At 38.1% G+C, this 18,270-nt stretch carries 15 protein-coding genes; all 15 read left to right on the top strand.

From position 1 onward, the window contains the following. Nucleotides 1-290: 290 nt before the first annotated feature. The 15 genes from GNT69_RS17435 to spoVE all read left to right on the top strand — a co-directional run bounded on the left by GNT69_RS17435 (nt 291) and on the right by spoVE (nt 18,022). Nucleotides 291-1,256, top strand: coding sequence for a sugar kinase (locus GNT69_RS17435; protein ID WP_203556253.1), 966 nt, complete (start codon nt 291-293; stop codon nt 1,254-1,256). Nucleotides 1,257-1,278: 22 nt separating this feature from the next. Next, nucleotides 1,279-1,926, top strand: a complete 648-nt coding sequence (locus tag GNT69_RS17430; RefSeq protein WP_203556252.1) for a bifunctional 4-hydroxy-2-oxoglutarate aldolase/2-dehydro-3-deoxy-phosphogluconate aldolase — start codon at nt 1,279-1,281, stop codon at nt 1,924-1,926. 67 nt (nt 1,927-1,993) lie between these two features. Continuing rightward, nucleotides 1,994-2,986, top strand: a complete 993-nt coding sequence (locus tag GNT69_RS17425; RefSeq protein ID WP_203556251.1) for a C-terminal binding protein — start codon at nt 1,994-1,996, stop codon at nt 2,984-2,986. A gap of 256 nt (nt 2,987-3,242) precedes the next feature. Further along, nucleotides 3,243-4,142 (top strand): 2-dehydropantoate 2-reductase, encoded by a 900-nt coding sequence (locus GNT69_RS17420; RefSeq protein WP_203556250.1) that lies wholly within the window; start codon nt 3,243-3,245, stop codon nt 4,140-4,142. After that, nucleotides 4,143-4,538, top strand: a complete 396-nt coding sequence (locus GNT69_RS17415; RefSeq protein WP_203556249.1) for a DUF3397 domain-containing protein — start codon at nt 4,143-4,145, stop codon at nt 4,536-4,538. An 89-nt stretch (nt 4,539-4,627) separates the two neighbouring features. Next, nucleotides 4,628-6,262, top strand: coding sequence for a bacillithiol biosynthesis cysteine-adding enzyme BshC (gene bshC, locus GNT69_RS17410; RefSeq protein WP_203556248.1), 1,635 nt, complete (start codon nt 4,628-4,630; stop codon nt 6,260-6,262). Between the two features lie 178 nt (nt 6,263-6,440). After that, complete coding sequence (gene mraZ, locus GNT69_RS17405; RefSeq protein ID WP_203556247.1) at nt 6,441-6,872, top strand: division/cell wall cluster transcriptional repressor MraZ; 432 nt, start codon at nt 6,441-6,443, stop codon at nt 6,870-6,872. Between the two features lie 69 nt (nt 6,873-6,941). Next, on the top strand, nt 6,942-7,874 hold the full coding sequence (rsmH, locus tag GNT69_RS17400) for a 16S rRNA (cytosine(1402)-N(4))-methyltransferase RsmH (RefSeq protein ID WP_203556246.1): 933 nt from the start codon (nt 6,942-6,944) through the stop codon (nt 7,872-7,874). Nucleotides 7,875-7,930: 56 nt separating this feature from the next. Continuing rightward, on the top strand, nt 7,931-8,305 hold the full coding sequence (gene ftsL / locus GNT69_RS17395) for a cell division protein FtsL (RefSeq protein WP_203556245.1): 375 nt from the start codon (nt 7,931-7,933) through the stop codon (nt 8,303-8,305). After that, a complete protein-coding gene (locus GNT69_RS17390; protein ID WP_203556244.1) occupies nt 8,302-10,536 on the top strand; it encodes a penicillin-binding protein in 2,235 nt (744 codons plus the stop codon). Before ftsL ends, GNT69_RS17390 begins: the two co-directional genes overlap by 4 nt. A 279-nt stretch (nt 10,537-10,815) precedes the next feature. After that, nucleotides 10,816-12,732 carry a stage V sporulation protein D gene (locus GNT69_RS17385; RefSeq protein WP_203556243.1) on the top strand — a complete coding sequence of 639 codons (1,917 nt, stop codon included), beginning with the start codon at nt 10,816-10,818 and terminating at the stop codon, nt 12,730-12,732. A 166-nt stretch (nt 12,733-12,898) separates the two neighbouring features. After that, entirely contained in the window at nt 12,899-14,368 is a 1,470-nt protein-coding gene (locus GNT69_RS17380; RefSeq protein WP_203556242.1) for a UDP-N-acetylmuramoyl-L-alanyl-D-glutamate--2,6-diaminopimelate ligase, read from the top strand. 128 nt (nt 14,369-14,496) lie between these two features. Beyond that, nucleotides 14,497-15,471, top strand: a complete 975-nt coding sequence (gene mraY / locus GNT69_RS17375) for a phospho-N-acetylmuramoyl-pentapeptide-transferase (protein ID WP_203556241.1) — start codon at nt 14,497-14,499, stop codon at nt 15,469-15,471. A 9-nt stretch (nt 15,472-15,480) separates the two neighbouring features. Continuing rightward, entirely contained in the window at nt 15,481-16,824 is a 1,344-nt protein-coding gene (murD, locus tag GNT69_RS17370) for a UDP-N-acetylmuramoyl-L-alanine--D-glutamate ligase (protein ID WP_239094316.1), read from the top strand. 97 nt (nt 16,825-16,921) lie between these two features. Continuing rightward, nucleotides 16,922-18,022, top strand: coding sequence for a stage V sporulation protein E (spoVE, locus tag GNT69_RS17365; RefSeq protein WP_203556239.1), 1,101 nt, complete (start codon nt 16,922-16,924; stop codon nt 18,020-18,022). Nucleotides 18,023-18,270 lie beyond the last annotated feature (248 nt).

Here is an 18,270-nt window from a genome sequence, read left to right as displayed (position 1 = left end):
ATGAAGATGGGTCCTTTTTAAAATAAAGATTTTCGTAAGGAAAAAATTTTTTTCATAATAATAGTATACTAAAAAAAATTCTTGCTACAAATAATAAATTCCTTTAAAATGGGTTTGAATGACCGTATTCTCATGTCTTTTTTGAAAACGGTTTCTATTTTTATCAAAATGGAAGCGGTAACAATATTTTTCATATAACAATATGGCGAAAAGATTAGTAGGTCTTTTTGTTCTGTAAATTTATTTGTTTTTTTAGTAATTAAAATTCAATTTAAAAGAGGTTATTTTAGATGAGAAAGTATGATGTATTTACCTTCGGTGAAACAATGGTGTTATTTCAGCCTGAACAAATGCTCCCTCTTGAGTATGTGCATCAATTCCCAAAAAGAATTGGGGGCGCAGAATCAAATGTAGCGATTGGTTTATCGAGGCTGGGTCACTCAGTTAAGTGGTTTAGTAAGCTTGGTGACGACCCATTTGGTCGCTTTATTCGGAATTTCGTCCGTGGAGAAGGAGTTGACACATCTTCCTGCCTCTTTACCAATCAAGCCCCAACTGGACTTCTTTTTAAGGAACAGATGTCTCCAGAAGATGTGAATGTTTACTATTATCGAAAAGGATCATCTGCTAGCTTAATGGAACCAGCAGATCTCAACTCAAGCGATATAAAAGAAGCAAAAATCCTCCATATTTCAGGGATTACTCCGGCATTAAGTGAATCATGTTATGAACTTGTCATGAAAGCGGTTAAAGTTGCCAAAGAAAGTGGAACAATGATTGTTTTTGATCCTAACTTGCGATTAAAGTTATGGTCTGCTGAACGGGCGAAGCAAGTGTTTAATGAAATTGCCATGAGTGCGGATGTGATTTTGCCTGGACTAGATGAAGGGCAATTAATAACAGGAAAGCAAGAAGTAGAGGAAGTTGCCGAAGCATTAATGAATGGTGGAGAAAAGACGATTATCATTAAGCTTGGCAGCAAAGGGGCCTATTTACATACGAAACATGAAAAAGCGTATGTTGAAGGTTTCCCTGTCACCCAAGTAGTCGATCCCGTAGGAGCGGGAGATGGTTTTGCTGCTGGAATCATTAGTGGGATTTTACGACAGGAACCATTACATCAGGTGGTAAGACGTGCGAATGCGATTGGCGCAATGGTTGTAGGAATGAGCGGAGATGTTGAAGGCTTACCAACATTTACTGCTGTTGAACAATTTATGCAGCCTGCTGGTCAATCAAGAGATGTTAATCGATAACAAAAGGGGAGCTCCTACAAAGATGAAAAAATGGGAAAATTTAATGCGTATAAAAGAATCTGGTCTTATTGCAGTTATTCGTAAACCGAGTAAAGCACAGATTCACTATATTGCTGAAGCCCTAGTAGCGGGTGGAACAGGCGCGCTTGAGATTACCTTAGATACACCAGGTGCATTGAAAATGATTAGTGATTTAAAAGAAAAATATAATGATAAGGTTCTTGTGGGAGCAGGGACCGTTTTAGATGCGATTTCAGCTAAAGCGGCGATTGATGCTGGTTCTGATTTTATTTTTAGCCCAAGTTTTGATGTAGAAACGATTCAAATCACCAATCGATATGGAAAAATATCTATTCCTGGCGTGATGACACCGACTGAAGCCATTAATGCTTATTCAGTAGGAGCCGATATATTGAAGGTTTTCCCAGGGGGAGTCCTTGGAGAAAAATATATTAAAGATTTACAAGGACCTTTAAGTCATATTCCGGTGATGCCAACTGGTGGAGTGAGTGTAGATAATGTTGAAAGCTTTATCAGAAATGGTGCGGTAGCTGTTGGTGCTGGAGGTTCGTTAGTGAAGGAAAGTGCCATAGCTGAAGAACGGTATGAAATTTTAACAGAAACGGCAAAAGAATACATTAGACGCATTCAAAATGCGAGAAAAAAATAAGGCTGTTACATTACGTCATCTTAAAAACCAATTTTGTTAATTTTCGGAAGTAAAAAGGAGTTTTACTATGAGCGAGTTTAAAGTAGTTGTAACCGATTATGAATACGATACGTTTTTTCCTGAGGAAGAAGTGTTAAAAAAGCTTGGGATTGAATTAATACTTGAACAATGCAAATCAGAAGAGGAATTAATTGAGAAATGTAAAGATGCGGATGCGTTGCTCAATCAGTATGCTCTGATACCAAGCAAAGTAATTGATAAGCTTGAAAAATGCAAGATCATTTCTCGTTACGGAATTGGATTTAACACAGTAGATGTTGATGCTGCAACAGAAAAAGGGATTATTGTAGGGAATGTTCCTGATTATTGTTTAGATGAAGTATCTGATCATGCGATGGCTTTATTGCTATCAAGTATTCGTAAAGTCACACTAATGAATAATGCGGTAAAAAGCGGGACATGGGATTTCAAAGTCGCGGTGCCTGTGTATCGTATGAGAGGTCGTACACTAGGGTTAGTTGGTTTTGGAAATATTCCGCAAACATTAGCAGAAAAAGCTCAAGTTTTTGGATTGAATGTCATTGCTTATGACCCATTCGTGCCAATTGAAGTCGCCAATAAAGCAAATGTTCAATTAGTTAGTTTAGAGGAACTATGCAAGCAATCTGATTATATCTCTATACATGTGCCTTTAAATCAACATACAGAAGGAATGATTAGCACTGAACAGTTTAATCAAATGAAGAAAGAAGCTTTTATCATTAATACAGCACGTGGACCAATTATTGATGAAAAAGCATTAATACATGCATTGCAAGAAGGAAAAATAGCTGGTGCTGGATTAGATGTGCTCGAAGTAGAACCAATAGGGCGTGATAATCCATTATTAAACATGGAGAATGTCATTATTAATCCCCATTCAGCGTTTTATTCTGTTGAAGCCGAAGCAGAATTAAAAAGAAAAGCTGCCCAAAATGTTGCAGATGTTTTATTGGGGTATTTTCCAAACAATATTGTTAATAAAGACGTGAAAGAAAAAGTGAACTTAAAAGAAAAGTAGGTTTGTTGCTAATACAGGATTAAATTTGGGGAGTGTGCTTGGAGAAAATTGACTACGACTTGAAAAAACAGGCCGCTGGTAAAAAAATAGTTTTACCGATGGTTTTCACAAGCAAGCAGTAAAAAAGACGTGATTACATATTCACGTCTTTTTTACCGCTATTACAACAATTAATAGGTATATGTTGATGAAAACCTCCCAAAATAAAGTAGCTATCTGTTAAAATAAAGCTAAATAAATGAATCGGGGTTTTTTTATGAATATTGCGATTATTGGCGGTGGATCAATCGGTTTATTATATTCTTTCTACTTAAATAAAACGCACGAAGTGACCTTATATACGCGAACAGATGAACAAGCTAACTTGCTTAATGAGGAAGGAATTCAATTGGTGGACGGAGGACTTACGACTCGGCAAATGGTCACTGCGAGATCGATTGAAGAATGGGAAGGGAAGGAAGAAATCACTGTTATAACTGTTAAAGAGTATCAACTCTCCTCCCTTATGCCCTTAATAACTGAGCAAATAAATGAAGACGGTTGCCTGTTTTTTTTACAAAATGGAATGGGGCATCTAAAAAGAATAGCTAAATTGAAATGGAATCATATCTATGTTGGCTCTGTCGAACATGGTGCGGCAAAAATGAATGGGAATACAGTGGCTCATAATGGACATGGCGTGACACGATGTGCAGTTTACCAAGGCAGTGCCACACAACTTAAGAAGTTGATAAATACAACAACGAGTGACTTCAGCTTTGCGTTTGAACAAGATTACCACGAAATGCTTATTAGGAAGCTACTAGTCAATGCGGTGATCAATCCACTAACGGCTACCTTAATGATTCCAAATGGTGTTCTTCTTTCAAATCCTTACTTTTATGAACTTGCTAGCCAATTATTTGCAGAGGTGGCTACAGTACTAACTATACATAATAAAGAAAGTCATTTTGAACATATTGTTGCTGTTTGTAATAAAACAGCAACGAACCGGTCTTCGATGCTTAAGGATATAGAAGAGGGGAGAAAAACGGAAGTTGATGCGATATTAGGATATTTAAATGAAGTAGCCATGAACAACGAAATAAATACACCGCTTATTCGTCATTATTATCAGCTTATTAAGGGCAAAGAATTCGAGAAGGGAGGATTGTAAATGACGGATTTTATATCAGGTGCAGTTGCTTTATTTGTGACTGTCCCGTTAATTGGGTATATTGTCATGTTTATTTTAAGTAAACAAGTAACGAAAAATCACAGGCTGTCTGTATTAAGAGCCATTGATTTTAGTACCCTTTTATTTATTATTTCCGTACATTTTTTAATTCATATTATTTGGGGACAATCTTTCCTCTGGGTGATATTCCTCTTTCTCATTCTATTAGCCTTTTGTTTTGTGTTATTACACTGGAAATACAAACAAGAAATTAACTTTCCACGTGTATTTAAAGGATATTGGAGGATGAATTTCTTTTTGTTTTTATTCGCTTATCTTGTGCTAATCATTGTTGGATTATACCAAAGGGTTTCAGGAATCGTTGCTTTTCTATAAATGAATGAAACAAAGTCTTTTTCTTTTGGAAACGAACAATGCTATACTACTAAGAGTGAAATTTGTTTGCGAGAAAGGAAGACTTTTGTATGGAGATTTTGAATCTCTCCCTCCCAGCAGTTAATCGTTTTGCTACCGGTTACCTGGGAGGAAGTGAAGAAATTCAGAGCTTCTTTCATTATAATTATCAAAAGGATACGGACTATACTGCTCGTCTAGAGGAATTAAAAAAACGAACATTTTACAGACAAGAGCTCTCAGAACATATAAGAACGTATATGTCACGATTTCCTTCCTCTGAACAAGTGAGGAAAAATATTGAAAGACTCAAGTTAGATAATAGTGTTGCAGTAATAGGTGGTCAACAAGCAGGTCTACTTACGGGTCCGTTGTACTCTGTTCATAAAGTAATTTCAATCATTAAACTAGCTGAGCAAAAAGAACAAGAACTGGGGATTCCGGTTATCCCTGTGTTTTGGATTGCTGGAGAAGACCATGATTACCAAGAAGTGAATCATGTATATGTGTTAAAAAACAACAAACCAGAAAAATGGATTTATCCGGATGGAAACCATGAAAAATCTATGGTAACGGATATCGAGATTAATAAGGAAGCGTGTTTATCTTGGATTGAAGATATTATTGGTACTTTTGGTGAAACATGCCATACGAATGATTTACGAGAATTTGCGAAAAGTTGTCTCGCCTCGGCTCAATCATTTGTTGATTTTTTTGCGACGATTATTATGGAAATGTTTAAAGACCATGGTTTGTTAATTGTCGATTCTGGTAATCAAGAATTAAGACAACTAGAAAAAGATTTCTTTATGTTGCAGATTCGCCATCATAAAGAAATTACAAAATGTGTTTTGGATCAACAGAAGGAAATTCAAAAAGTCGATTTTAATTTGGCAATTGATCTTCGCGAAGATGGGGCAAATCTTTTTTATAATGATATAAAGAATAAAGAACGAATTCTTTTACGTTTTGAAGATCAGACAAATTTGTTTACAGAAAAAAATGGAGAAATCTCTTTTTCTCTTGAAGAATTAATGACAATCGCTACTGAATATCCTGAGCGTCTAAGTAATAATGTTGTCACTAGGCCATTAATGCAAGAATGGTTGTTTCCTACATTAGCATTTATCGGAGGACCAGGGGAAATCGCTTATTGGGCTGAACTTAAACTTGTCTTTGAGTATTTTGATTTGAAAATGCCACCGCTAGTGCCAAGGTTGAATATTACCATTCTCGATCGTTCGATTGAAACGGATTTATACAAATTAAACCTTGATCTACAGGATGTCCTAGAAACAGGTACGAGTAAATATGAACTCAAATTTATTGACTCTTTAAAAGATCGTGACCTTGAAGAATTATTTGTTGAAATGCGGAATCAACTTGTCGAGCAATATAAATTCGTTCGTGCCAAAACGGAAAAGGTCGACAAGGGCTTGCTTCCTTTGCTTACTAAAAATGAGGACATTCTTATAAACCAAATTGAATTCATGGAAAGAAAAATCTATGAGTCGGTTTGTCGGAAACATGATGATATTTTACTGAAATTTACTCGAATTGAAAATGCTTTGAGACCAAGTGGTTCCCCGCAGGAACGAGTATGGAATCCATTTTATTATATGAATGTATACGGACTTGATTTCTTTACAGAACTAGTGAAATTGCCATTGTCTTTTGATGGGAAACATAAAGTTATCAAACGATAGACCTCCTTCTAATAGGGGTCTTTTTTTTGTAAAAAAAAACCGGGATTTGTAGATGGAAAAATGGTTGTGAAATCGTCCTAAAAGCAGGAAATGATATTAGAGAAGCGAATAAATAAAAATATGTGGAGGAAAGTGGGGTGATGTGGTACATTGTATTTAGAAAGTGGGGGTAATAGGCATGTTCATGGGAGAATACCATCACAACATTGATACGAAGGGCCGCTTAATCATCCCTGCGAAATTGCGCGATGATTTAGGAGAAGTGTTTATCATTACTCGGGGTCTAGACCAATGTTTGTTTGGTTACCCAATGTCTGAATGGGCAGTTATAGAAGAAAAGTTAAAAGCTCTCCCATTAACGAAAAAGGATGCACGTGCTTTTACCCGCTTTTTCTTCTCTGGTGCCAGCGAGAGTGAAATTGACAAACAAGGAAGAATTAATTTACCATCAACACTTTTACAGTACGCAAAACTTGAAAAAGAATGTGTAATCTTAGGTGTTTCCAATCGGATTGAGATTTGGAGCAAATCAATTTGGGAAGAATATTTCGTACAATCAGAGGAATCTTTTGCTGAAATTGCGGAAAATATGATTGGATTTGATATTTAACCTAAGGCGCATTTGATCCATTCGGTTATGTTAAGTTTAAACCGAATGTATGATTGGAAAGGGGACAACATGTTTAAACATACAACTGTATTACTAGATGAAGCTGTTGCAGGACTTAATATTAAACCAGATGGTATTTATGTGGATTGTACTCTCGGTGGTGCTGGACATAGTGAGCTGATCTTATCGAAACTTTCCGACAAGGGAAAATTATATGCTTTTGATCAAGATGAAACAGCTATATATAATGCTCAAGAAAAACTAGCTAAATATGGTGAACGACTAACGATAATTAAAAGTAATTTTCTTCATTTGCAGGCTGAACTTGAAGCTAGGGGAGTCCAGGAAGTTGATGGCGTTCTTTACGACTTAGGTGTTTCCTCACCACAATTAGATACACCTGAGCGTGGTTTTAGCTATCATCATGATGCACCTTTAGATATGAGGATGGACCAAGAAGCGGATATTTCTGCCTATCATGTTGTAAATGAGTGGCCTTATGAAAAGTTAGTGAAAATTTTCTTCCGGTATGGAGAAGAAAAATTTTCAAAACAAATTGCTAGAAAAATTGAGTCTGCTAGGGCTGAGAAACCGCTTACGACGACTGGAGAACTTGTTGATTTGATTAAAGATTCAATTCCAGCACCAGCTAGAAGAACGGGCGGTCACCCAGCTAAAAGAGTATTTCAAGCAATTAGAATTGCTGTAAATGATGAATTAGGCGTCTTTGAAAATTCTTTGGAACAAGCGATCGAAATTCTTGCCAAAGGCGGTCGTATTAGTGTCATTACTTTTCATTCATTAGAAGATCGAATTTGTAAAGTTACATTTAAGAAGGCAAGTGAAACACCACCTTTGCCACCAGGTTTACCGATTATACCGGATGAGTTTCAACCAAAGATGAAATTGGTGACAAGAAAACCAATCCTCCCTACGGAACAGGAACTTTCAGAGAATAATCGGGCCCGTTCGGCAAAGTTACGAATCGCTGAAAAACTCTAATCATCTGATAACGATAGTTGCCTATATAGAATTTATGAAAAACAGGAGGAGAAACGATGAGCAATCTTGCAAAAAAATTACAACACGAATCCCAGCAGCAATCACAGCAAAACCCTTCCATTAATCCTAAAAAAATGGCTGCCCCCAAAAAAAGCGCTTGGCTGTCCCCTGGAGAAAAAGTGTTAATTCTTGCATTTGGTGTGATGCTCTCGATTGGCGCCGGTTTTATCCTTTCCAAGCAGGCTGACATATACGCGGCAAATAAGGATATCCAACTTGTTGAAAATTCTATTACAGAGCAACAGAGAATAAATAAAGACTTAGAAATGCAAATTAGTGAGCTAAGCACATATGAACGGATAAAAGAACAGGCTGAAAAACTTGGATTAACGTTCAATGAAAATAACATCAAGGTTGTGCAAGGACAATGAATAAGAAACACCCCCAAATGAATGTAGGAGCAGCTGGATTATTTGTGTTATTCAGCCTGCTCTTTTTTATCTTAATTTATCGATTTCTATCGATTCAGATTACTGGTGAGGTTCACGGACAAGCACTAGCAGCGAGAGCCCAACAAAAATATTCAAACGAAACGATTATCGAGGCAGTGAGAGGAACGATTTTTGACCGGACTAAAGAGGTTATTGCCGAAGATACAAGTGCCTATACGCTAGTGGCTATACTTGACGAAAACGTAACTACAAATGAAAAACAACCACGGCATGTGGTTGATCCTCAACCGACAGCAAAAGTGTTATCAAAATACATAGAATTAGATGAATCTGAAATTCTTAGGAGGTTAACAAAAGAAGGTGTTTTTCAAGTAGAATTTGGTGCGGCGGGCAGGGACATCTCCCATAAAGTGAAAAGTGAAATTGAAAAGGAATCTTTGCCTGGTATTACCTTTATAAAAGGAGCGAAACGATTTTATCCAAATGGTGTATTCTCTTCCCATCTAATTGGATTTGTAGAAAAGAGAGAGAATGAAGAAGGTAAAGTTGAGAATATTGGTCATCTTGGGATTGAAGAAAAATTCAATAAGCACTTAAATGGAAAAAATGGTTCGTTAAAGGTCGAAAGTGATTTATGGGGATTCCTCCTTCCGAACGCTGAAAAAGAAATTATCCCGGCGCAAGATGGCAATAATATTTATTTGACGATTGATAAAAAAATTCAAACGTTCCTGGAAGATGCAATGACAAAAGTGAATGAAAAGTATCAACCTGAAAAAATTATTGCTGTTGTCGCTGATGCAAAAACAGGCGATATTCTTGCAATGGGACAGCGGCCGACTTTCCATCCGGAAACAAGAGCGGGAATAGAAAAAACATGGCATAATGAAGCAATCGAAACGTCGATTGAACCAGGTTCGACAATGAAAATCTTTACACTAGCGGCTGCGGTCGAAGAAAATGTCTTTAACCCAAACGAATATTATGAATCTGGCTCTTATCGAGTGACACCTAAATCTAGTCCCATTCGAGATCATAATTATGGCAGAGGCTGGGGAACCATCACCTATTTAGAAGGAATTCAACGGTCTTCAAATGTAGTGGTTGCAAAACTTGCTAATGAGAAAATTGGAACGGATACATTTAGACATTATTTAACTGCCTTTGGTTTTGAAAAACCAACTGGAATTGCGTTGCCTAATGAGGTAACAGGAAGAATTGTCTATGAATGGCCAATAGAGAAAATTACAACTTCTTTTGGACAAGGAACGACAGTAACTCCTATCCAGCTTGTCCAGGCTACGACAGCGATTAGTAATAATGGGAAAATGATGAAGCCGCGCATTATTGATAAAATTATTGATCCATCTACAGGAGAAGTTGTTTTTGAGGAAGAACCACAAGTAGTAGGCACACCTATATCAAAAGAAACGGCACAACAGGTTCGGGATATTTTGGAAACAACAGTGTCAAATGAGGATTTTGGAACAGGGAATAATTATCAAATTGAGGGGTATGAAGTTGCTGGGAAAACGGGAACTTCACAAATTCCAGGTGCTGATGGGAGATATTTAACAGGTCATAGTAATTTCCTCTTTTCTTTCTTAGGGATGGCCCCGGCAGATGACCCTGAGTTAGTCGTTTACGTAGCTGTTCAGAAACCAAATATTGATGGGGCGACGAATGGTTCTGTACCTGTATCGGAGATTTTTAACCCAGTGATGAAAAGTAGCTTACAATATTTAAACATTCAACCAGTTCAGTATGAAAAGGCAAGAGTTAGTGAAATTCCTGATGTTACAGGTTCCTCAGCTGAGGAGGCTATGCAAGTACTTAAAGAAGAAGGGCTTAAGCCAATTGTTGTCGGAGAGGGAAAAACGATTGAACAACAGCTTCCAGAAGCGGGGGCAACGACAATGGAAGGGGAACGTGTTATTTTAAGAACGTCTGGTGAAATAACGGCTCCGGATATGACTGACTGGTCTTTACGGGATGTAATGAAGTTTGCGCAAACGTCTGGATTGAAATTAAATAAGGCTGGGAATGGCTATGTAACAAAACAAAGCATCAAAGCTGGAACGACTGTCATTGAAGGAGATTATTTAATTGTCGAATTAACATCACCGACTGAGAAATTCGAGAAAGCTAAAATGGAAGATAATGAAGAAGAGTCGCTCGAAGGAGATGCTTTAGAAACAGGGGATGAATAATCCTCTGTTTTTTAGTTGTTTAGCTCCAGCGCCTAGCTCCTCGAGTCGCTTCGGTCTGTCTAATGAAGTCAAAGAGCGACTTCAATAGCCGGCCCTCCAACGCTTGTCGGGGCTGACCAAGGTGCTTACGCTTTTGTTCTTGCTATTAAGGCATGTCTAATTTTTTGTGATAAAGCAATGGGTACAAGCATATATTTGAACGAGCAATCCCCACATGAGCAAATAGATACGGATTGAAATTGGGGCTGAATGTGGGGGAAAGGGAGGTTTGTTCATTCGATGCGCGTCTCAAATGTTACGGTCAGAAAAAGGTTGGCCTTAGTTCTTGTAGTAGGTCTGCTCACATTCTTAATCATTGATGTTCGCCTTGGCTATGTTCAATTTATTATGGGCGATTGGTTAACAGATAGAGCAAAAAGTTCATGGAGTCGAAATATCCCTTTTGAGCCAAAGCGAGGAGAAATTATTGACCGGAATGGTGTAGCGCTTGCAACTAATATTAGTGCACCTACCGTTTGGGCCGTCCCGCGACAAATTGAAAATCCGGCTGAAACGGCGGAAAGTTTAGCAGCTGTTCTAAATATAAAGAAAGAAACGGTATTCCAATATATCACAAAAAAGGAATCGATTGTTCGAATTAATGAAGCGAGGAAGATTTCGCATGAAAAGGCAAAAGAAGTCCGAGCACTAGATTTAAAAGGGATTTATATCGGAGAAGACTCGAAGCGGCACTATCCATTTGGGGATTATTTATCCCATGTTTTAGGATTTGCGGGAGTTGATAATCAAGGGTTAATGGGGCTAGAGTTGTACTATGATGAAGAATTAAAAGGTGAGCAGGGATCTGTTCAGTTTTATGCGAATGCAAAAGGCCAACGGATGGATGATATGGCGGATGATTATGAGCCACCTAAAGATGGGTTGGATCTGAAGTTAACCATTGATAGTAAAGTGCAAACGATTGTTGAAAGAGAATTAGATATTGCCGAGGCAAAATATAATCCAGATGGGATTATTGCGATTGCAATGGACCCAAATAGTGGTGAAATTCTCGCGATGTCGAGCAGACCTAATTTTGATCCGGCCAATTTTCAACATGTGTCACCAGAAGTATACAATCGAAATCTTCCGATTTGGAGCGCTTATGAGCCTGGGTCAACATTTAAAATTATTACCTTGGCTGCTGCGCTCGAAGAGGAGAAGGTGGACTTAGAAAAAGACCATTTTCACGATCCTGGCTATGTTGAAGTATCTGGGGCGAAAATCCATTGTTGGAAGTCTGGTGGACACGGATCACAAAGTTTTTTAGAGGTTGTTCAAAATTCATGTAACCCTGGTTTTGTTGAACTGGGAGAAAGACTTGGCAAGGAAACGCTATTTAAATATATATATGATTTTGGATTTGGCCAGAAAACGGGAATTGACCTACAAGGAGAAGGAAGGGGAATTTTGTTTAAATTAGATCGCGTTGGCCCTGTAGAACAAGCGACAACCGCTTTCGGACAAGGCGTTTCTGTTACCCCTATTCAACAAGTGGCTGCTGTTGCTGCTGCTGTTAACGGTGGGACACTTTATACTCCCTATATTGCCAAGGAATTAATTGACCCAGCAACTGGGAAAGTTGTTATGAAGAAATCTCCTGTTGCGAAAAGACAAGTGATTTCAGAAGAAACATCTAAACATATTCGTCATGCATTGGAAACGGTTGTCGCTCAAGGGTCTGGAAAAGGAGCGTTTGTTGAATCATACAGAGTAGGTGGAAAAACAGGTACTGCTCAAAAAGCGCAAGGCGGAAGATATTTAGAGAATAATTATATCGTTTCATTTATCGGTTTTGCGCCAGCAGATGACCCTGAAATTGTTGTTTACATTGCCGTAGATAACCCAAAAGGAACGGTACAGTTTGGAGGAGTCGTCGCTGCTCCAATTGTTGGGAAAATTATGGAAGACAGTTTGCATGCACTAGAAGTCGAGCCTAGAAAGGAGCAAATTGAAAAAGAACTTACCTGGTTAGACACGCCAATGGTTGAAGTTCCGGATCTTCTAGGGTTAACAAATGTCGAAATTAGGCAAATGTTGGTAAACTTAAAAATAGATGTGAGTGGTGAAGGGAAGAAAGTCGTTAAACAGTCACCATCAGCAGGAACGAAGGTCAAAGAAGGTTCTACAATCAGAATTTATATGGGTGAAAAATAGAGTTGGTCATCAAGAGAGGACAAACACTGGGCGGCGAAAAAACTGAATTCGTCGCCCATTTTTTGTAAGGATTAGAAAAGCGAAACTTTAAATACATGATGGCTAATTTCCGATGAATCATGTAAAATATAAATCGCTATGTTTGTATTGAGAGGAACTGATGTAAATGAAACTACATAAACTACTCGGATATTTGCATTCCTTTATTGCCTATAAAGGAGAAAATCCTGATATCACTTCGATTGAAAATGATAATAGAAAAGTAACACAAGGCAGTCTGTTTATTTGTATTAAGGGATACACCGTTGACGGGCATGACTTTGCTGAATCGGCTGTTGAAAATGGTGCAGTTGCCGTCCTTGCGGAAAAAGAATTGGCCTTAAATGTACCGGTGATTGTTGTGAAAGATACAACGAGAGCGATGGCTATTTTAGCCGATGCTTTTTATGAACAACCAAGCCATAAGCTTCATCTGATTGGAGTAACCGGAACAAATGGAAAAACGACAACAAGCCATTTGATTGAAAAAGTTTTTACAGATGAAGGTCAAAAGACAGGCTTAATTGGGACGATGTATACAATGATTGGTAGTAGGAAATTAGAAGTGAAAAATACAACACCCGAAAGTCTTACATTACAAAAAACCTTTAAACAAATGGTTGATGAAAAAGTTCGTACAGCTGTGATGGAGGTTTCTTCGCATGCACTTGTAAACGGCCGAGTCCATGGGACAGATTATGATATTGCCGTTTTTACGAATCTTACACAAGATCATTTAGATTACCATCAAACAATGGAAGAGTATAAAAAAGCAAAAAGTCTTCTGTTTGCTCAGTTGGGCAATGTTTTTCATCATGAAAAACCTAAGTATGCGGTCCTTAATGCAGATGATGTAGTTAGTAAAGAATACGAGAGAAATACGGTAGCTTATATTTTAACCTATGGAATTGACAATAACGCAGATCTTCAGGCGAAAAATATTCAAATGACTGCTAGTGGTACAACTTTTGACCTTGTCACTCCATTTGGAATTGAAAAATTAAGCATGCAGTTAATTGGCAAATTTAGCATTTATAATGTTCTTGCCAGCGTAGGCGCTTGTTTAGTTTCCGGGATTCCACTTAACCGAATCATTTCTTCGCTTGAGACAGTAAAAGGAGTTCGTGGCCGTTTCGAGTTAGTTAATGCCGGCCAAGACTATACTGTTATTGTTGATTATGCTCATACACCTGATAGCCTAGAAAATGTGTTAAAAACGATCCAACAGTTTGCTAAAAAAAGGATTTTTGTTGTAGTTGGTTGTGGTGGCGACCGCGACTCAACAAAGCGGCCATTAATGGCGGAAATTGCTTGTCAATATGCAACGAACCCCATTTTTACTTCGGATAATCCACGAAGTGAGGACCCAGAGCTGATTTTACGCGATATGGAGGATGGGGTAAAAGGTAGTCACTATAAGAAAATAACTGACAGGGCAGAAGCAATCGATTTTGCTGTTCAACAAGCAGAAAAAGAGGATATTATTTTAATCGCCGGCAAAGGTCATGAAACATATCAAATAATTGGTGATAAAATTCTCGATTTTGATGATAAAGAAATTGCCATAAAGGCAATAAAGAAGAGAAAGGAAAAATAGAATAAAGTAATGGACAAAAACATAAATCTACAATTGACGATTAGACATAGTATTTATTTGGGTTATGGGGAGTTTCACAATGAAATCATCAGTGGAATGGATCAAAATGCGAAAAAGGAGGGAATAAAATGCTGGAGCAAGTCATACTTTTTACGATATTAATGAGTTTTTTGATTACTGTTGTCTTATCTCCAGTGTTTATTCCGTTCCTAAGACGGCTTAAATTCGGTCAAAGTATCCGTGATGAAGGGCCAGAGTCACATAAAAAGAAAACAGGGACTCCTACAATGGGCGGGATTATGATTCTGTTATCGATTGTATTAACGACATTGATTATGACGCAGAAATTTTCTGCGCTAACAGTTGAAACATTTTTGCTCTTGTTTGTGACACTCGGTTTCGGTTTATTAGGATTTATTGATGATTTTATTAAAGTAGTTATGAAGCGAAACTTAGGGTTAACTTCTAAACAAAAGTTAATCGGGCAGATCATTATTTCGGTTATTTTTTATTTTATTTTTAAACAAAGCGATTTTTCTACTGTGATTTCCATTCCGTTAACCGATATTTCTTTTGATCTTGGTTGGATGTATATGCTATTTGTGATTTTTTGGATGGTTGGTTTCTCTAATGCTGTTAATCTAACGGATGGGCTAGACGGCTTAGTTTCAGGGACGGCCGCGATTGCGTTCGGTACTTTCGCTGTGCTCGCCTGGAGCCAATCGCAGTTTGAAATATCGATTTTTGCGGTAGCTGTTGTTGGGGCCGTACTTGGATTTCTTGTTTTTAATGCACATCCTGCAAAAGTATTTATGGGGGATACCGGTTCACTCGCCTTAGGTGGAGCGATTGCGACAATCGCGATTTTAACTAAGCTTGAAATTTTACTCCTTATCATTGGCGGTATTTTTGTCATTGAAACTTTGTCTGTCATTCTTCAAGTTCTTTCTTTTAAAATGACAGGAAAGCGAATTTTCAGAATGAGTCCACTTCATCATCACTACGAACTATTGGGTTGGTCCGAATGGCGTGTTGTTGTGACATTTTGGACGGTAGGTTTACTATTCGCCATTATTGGAATTTATATTGAGGTGTGGGTATAAGTGAAACAGATGAAAACTTACCAGCATAAAAAAATACTCGTTCTAGGATTAGCTAAAAGTGGAGCTAGCGCTGCTAAGCTCCTGCATAAACTTGGCGCCTTTGTTACAGTTAATGATAAAAAACCTTTGTCAGAAAATCCTGCTGCTCAGGAATTGCTAGAGCAAGGGATAAAAGTTATCTGTGGGGATCACCCTGTTGAGTTAATCGATGAAGGCTTTGAATTAGTCGTTAAAAACCCAGGAATTCCTTATGATAATCCAATGATTTTAAAAGCAGGCGAGTATGGAATTCCTGTGATTACTGAAGTGGAACTTGCCTATCAAATTTCAGAAGCACCGTTAATTGGAATCACTGGGACAAATGGCAAAACAACTACAACTACGTTAATCTTTGAAATCTTAACTGCTGGAGAGCGACGTCCGTTAATCGCTGGAAATATCGGAACCGTAGCATCTGACGTGGCTCAGGAGGCAGGTCATGATAACCATATCGTCATTGAACTGTCTTCATTTCAATTAATGGGTGTTAAAAACTTTAAACCGAAAATTGCAATCATAACGAATCTTTACGAAGCCCATATTGATTATCATGGGTCGGTTAATGAATATCATCTTGCTAAAGCGAAAATTACAGAGAATCAAGATGAAAATGATTATCTTATTGTCAATGCGGATCAAGAAAAAACAATGGAAATTGCCCGGAAATCGCGAGCACAAATCATCCCATTTTCTACAAAGGCAATCTTAGATAATGGTGCTTATGTAGAAAATGGCTGGATTGTTTTTAATAGGGAAAAGATTATTCAGCTTGATGATGTAGCCTTGCCTGGTACTCATAATTTAGAAAACATCCTCACTGCTGTTGCGGCTTCCTTGTTAACAGGTGTCGATAAGCAGGCGATTGTTGGAGTGTTAACAAGGTTTACTGGAGTTCGACATCGACTCCAATACGTCGATGAGATATCAGGACGTAAATTCTACAATGATTCCAAAGCAACAAATATTCTTGCAACGGAAAAAGCCCTAACAGCATTTGACAAGCCGGTTATCCTTCTGGCAGGCGGATTAGATCGAGGAAATACCTTCGATGAACTTGTCCCGGCTTTAACAGGGGTAAAAGCATTAATTACGTTTGGGCAAACCGCTCCAAAGATTGAAGCGGCGGGAAAAGCAGCAGGAATAAAAACGATTGTCCGTGTCGATAATGTTGAAAAAGCTGTTCCGGAAGCATTCAATCTTTCTGATGCTGGTGATGTGATTCTGCTATCCCCTGCCTGTGCAAGTTGGGATCAATATAAAACTTTTGAGGTCAGGGGAGACATGTTCATCGAAGCGGTGCATAAGCTTAAGTAGGGGCTTGTCTTAGATTTTCTCCATCACCCGCTACCTAAGCTGGATAGATTGGCAAGCAAAAGTACAGGCCCGAATCTAAACAGCCGAGGTGTTTCTGTTGCCAACGAAAAAAACTACCCCTGATATCATTCTTTTAATTGCTACATTTGCATTACTCGCCATCGGATTAACAATGGTTTACAGTGCTAGTGCGATTTGGGCCGAGTATAAATTTGACGATTCCTTCTTTTTTGCAAAACGTCAAATGTTATTTGCAGGTGTTGGAATTATTGCAATGTTCTTTATCATGAATGTCGATTATTGGACGTGGAGAACTTGGGCAAAAGTACTGTTAATTGTTTGTTTTATCCTGCTTATACTCGTCCTTATTCCAGGTATAGGGAATGTTCGTAACGGTTCTAGAAGCTGGATTGGTGTTGGGGCTTTTTCGATTCAACCGTCAGAGTTCATGAAGCTAGCAATGATTGCCTTTTTAGCAAAATTTTTATCGGAAAACCAAAAGATGATTACCTCGTTTAAAAATGGTCTCTTGCCATCATTGGCACTCGTTTTTACTGCGTTTGGCTTGATTATGCTGCAACCAGATTTTGGAACAGGAATGGTTATGGTTGGTACTTGTGTTGTGATGATTTTTGTAGCAGGTGCAAAAATAAGCCATTTCGCCCTATTAGGCCTTGTCGGTTTAGGTGGGATTGTCGCATTGATTGCTTCAGCACCGTACCGAATGAAGAGGATTACTTCATTTTTAGATCCATGGCAAGACCCTCTCGGAAGTGGTTTTCAAATCATTCAATCCTTATATGCAATTGGGCCAGGAGGACTTTTTGGGTTAGGATTAGGTGAAAGTAGGCAAAAGTTTTTTTATCTGCCAGAACCACAAACGGATTTTATCTTCGCTATTATTGCTGAAGAATTAGGTTTTATCGGAGGTACTTTTGTCCTTTTGTTATTTTCCCTTTTGCTTTGGAGAGGGATGAGAATTGCCTTTGGTGCTCCTGATTTATATGGTGGTTTGCTGGCAACAGGTATTATCGCGATGGTTGCGATTCAAGTAATGATTAATATCGGTGTAGTTACTGGTTTAATGCCTGTTACAGGAATTACCCTTCCATTTTTAAGCTACGGAGGCTCTTCACTGACATTAATGCTTATGGCGATAGGTGTTCTTTTGAACATAAGTCGATATTCACGGTATTAAGGTTTTTTGAATAACGAAAAAGGTGATAAAATGGACCCTGTTATGCAGGGGGTCTTCGTCTATAAGACTCGCCAATTGGCGAGTTTTCTTTATTCATAATACCGTGTTTAACCGGCGTCTAGTTAACACTAGAGCTATGTTACAGTTATTTAACAATCTTTTTAAAATCTGTCTAGATGTATAGAATGTAGTAGAATAGGGAGAGTCGGAAGGCAGCTAAATAGATAGAGCTTACTCCTTCTACCTGA

The organism is Bacillus sp. B15-48, from assembly GCF_016879755.1.
In the GTDB taxonomy this organism is placed as follows: domain Bacteria; phylum Bacillota; class Bacilli; order Bacillales; family Cytobacillaceae; genus Mesobacillus_B.
The sequence above is the reverse complement of the archived record's forward strand: the minus strand, read 5'-3'. Positions and strand labels throughout refer to the sequence as shown.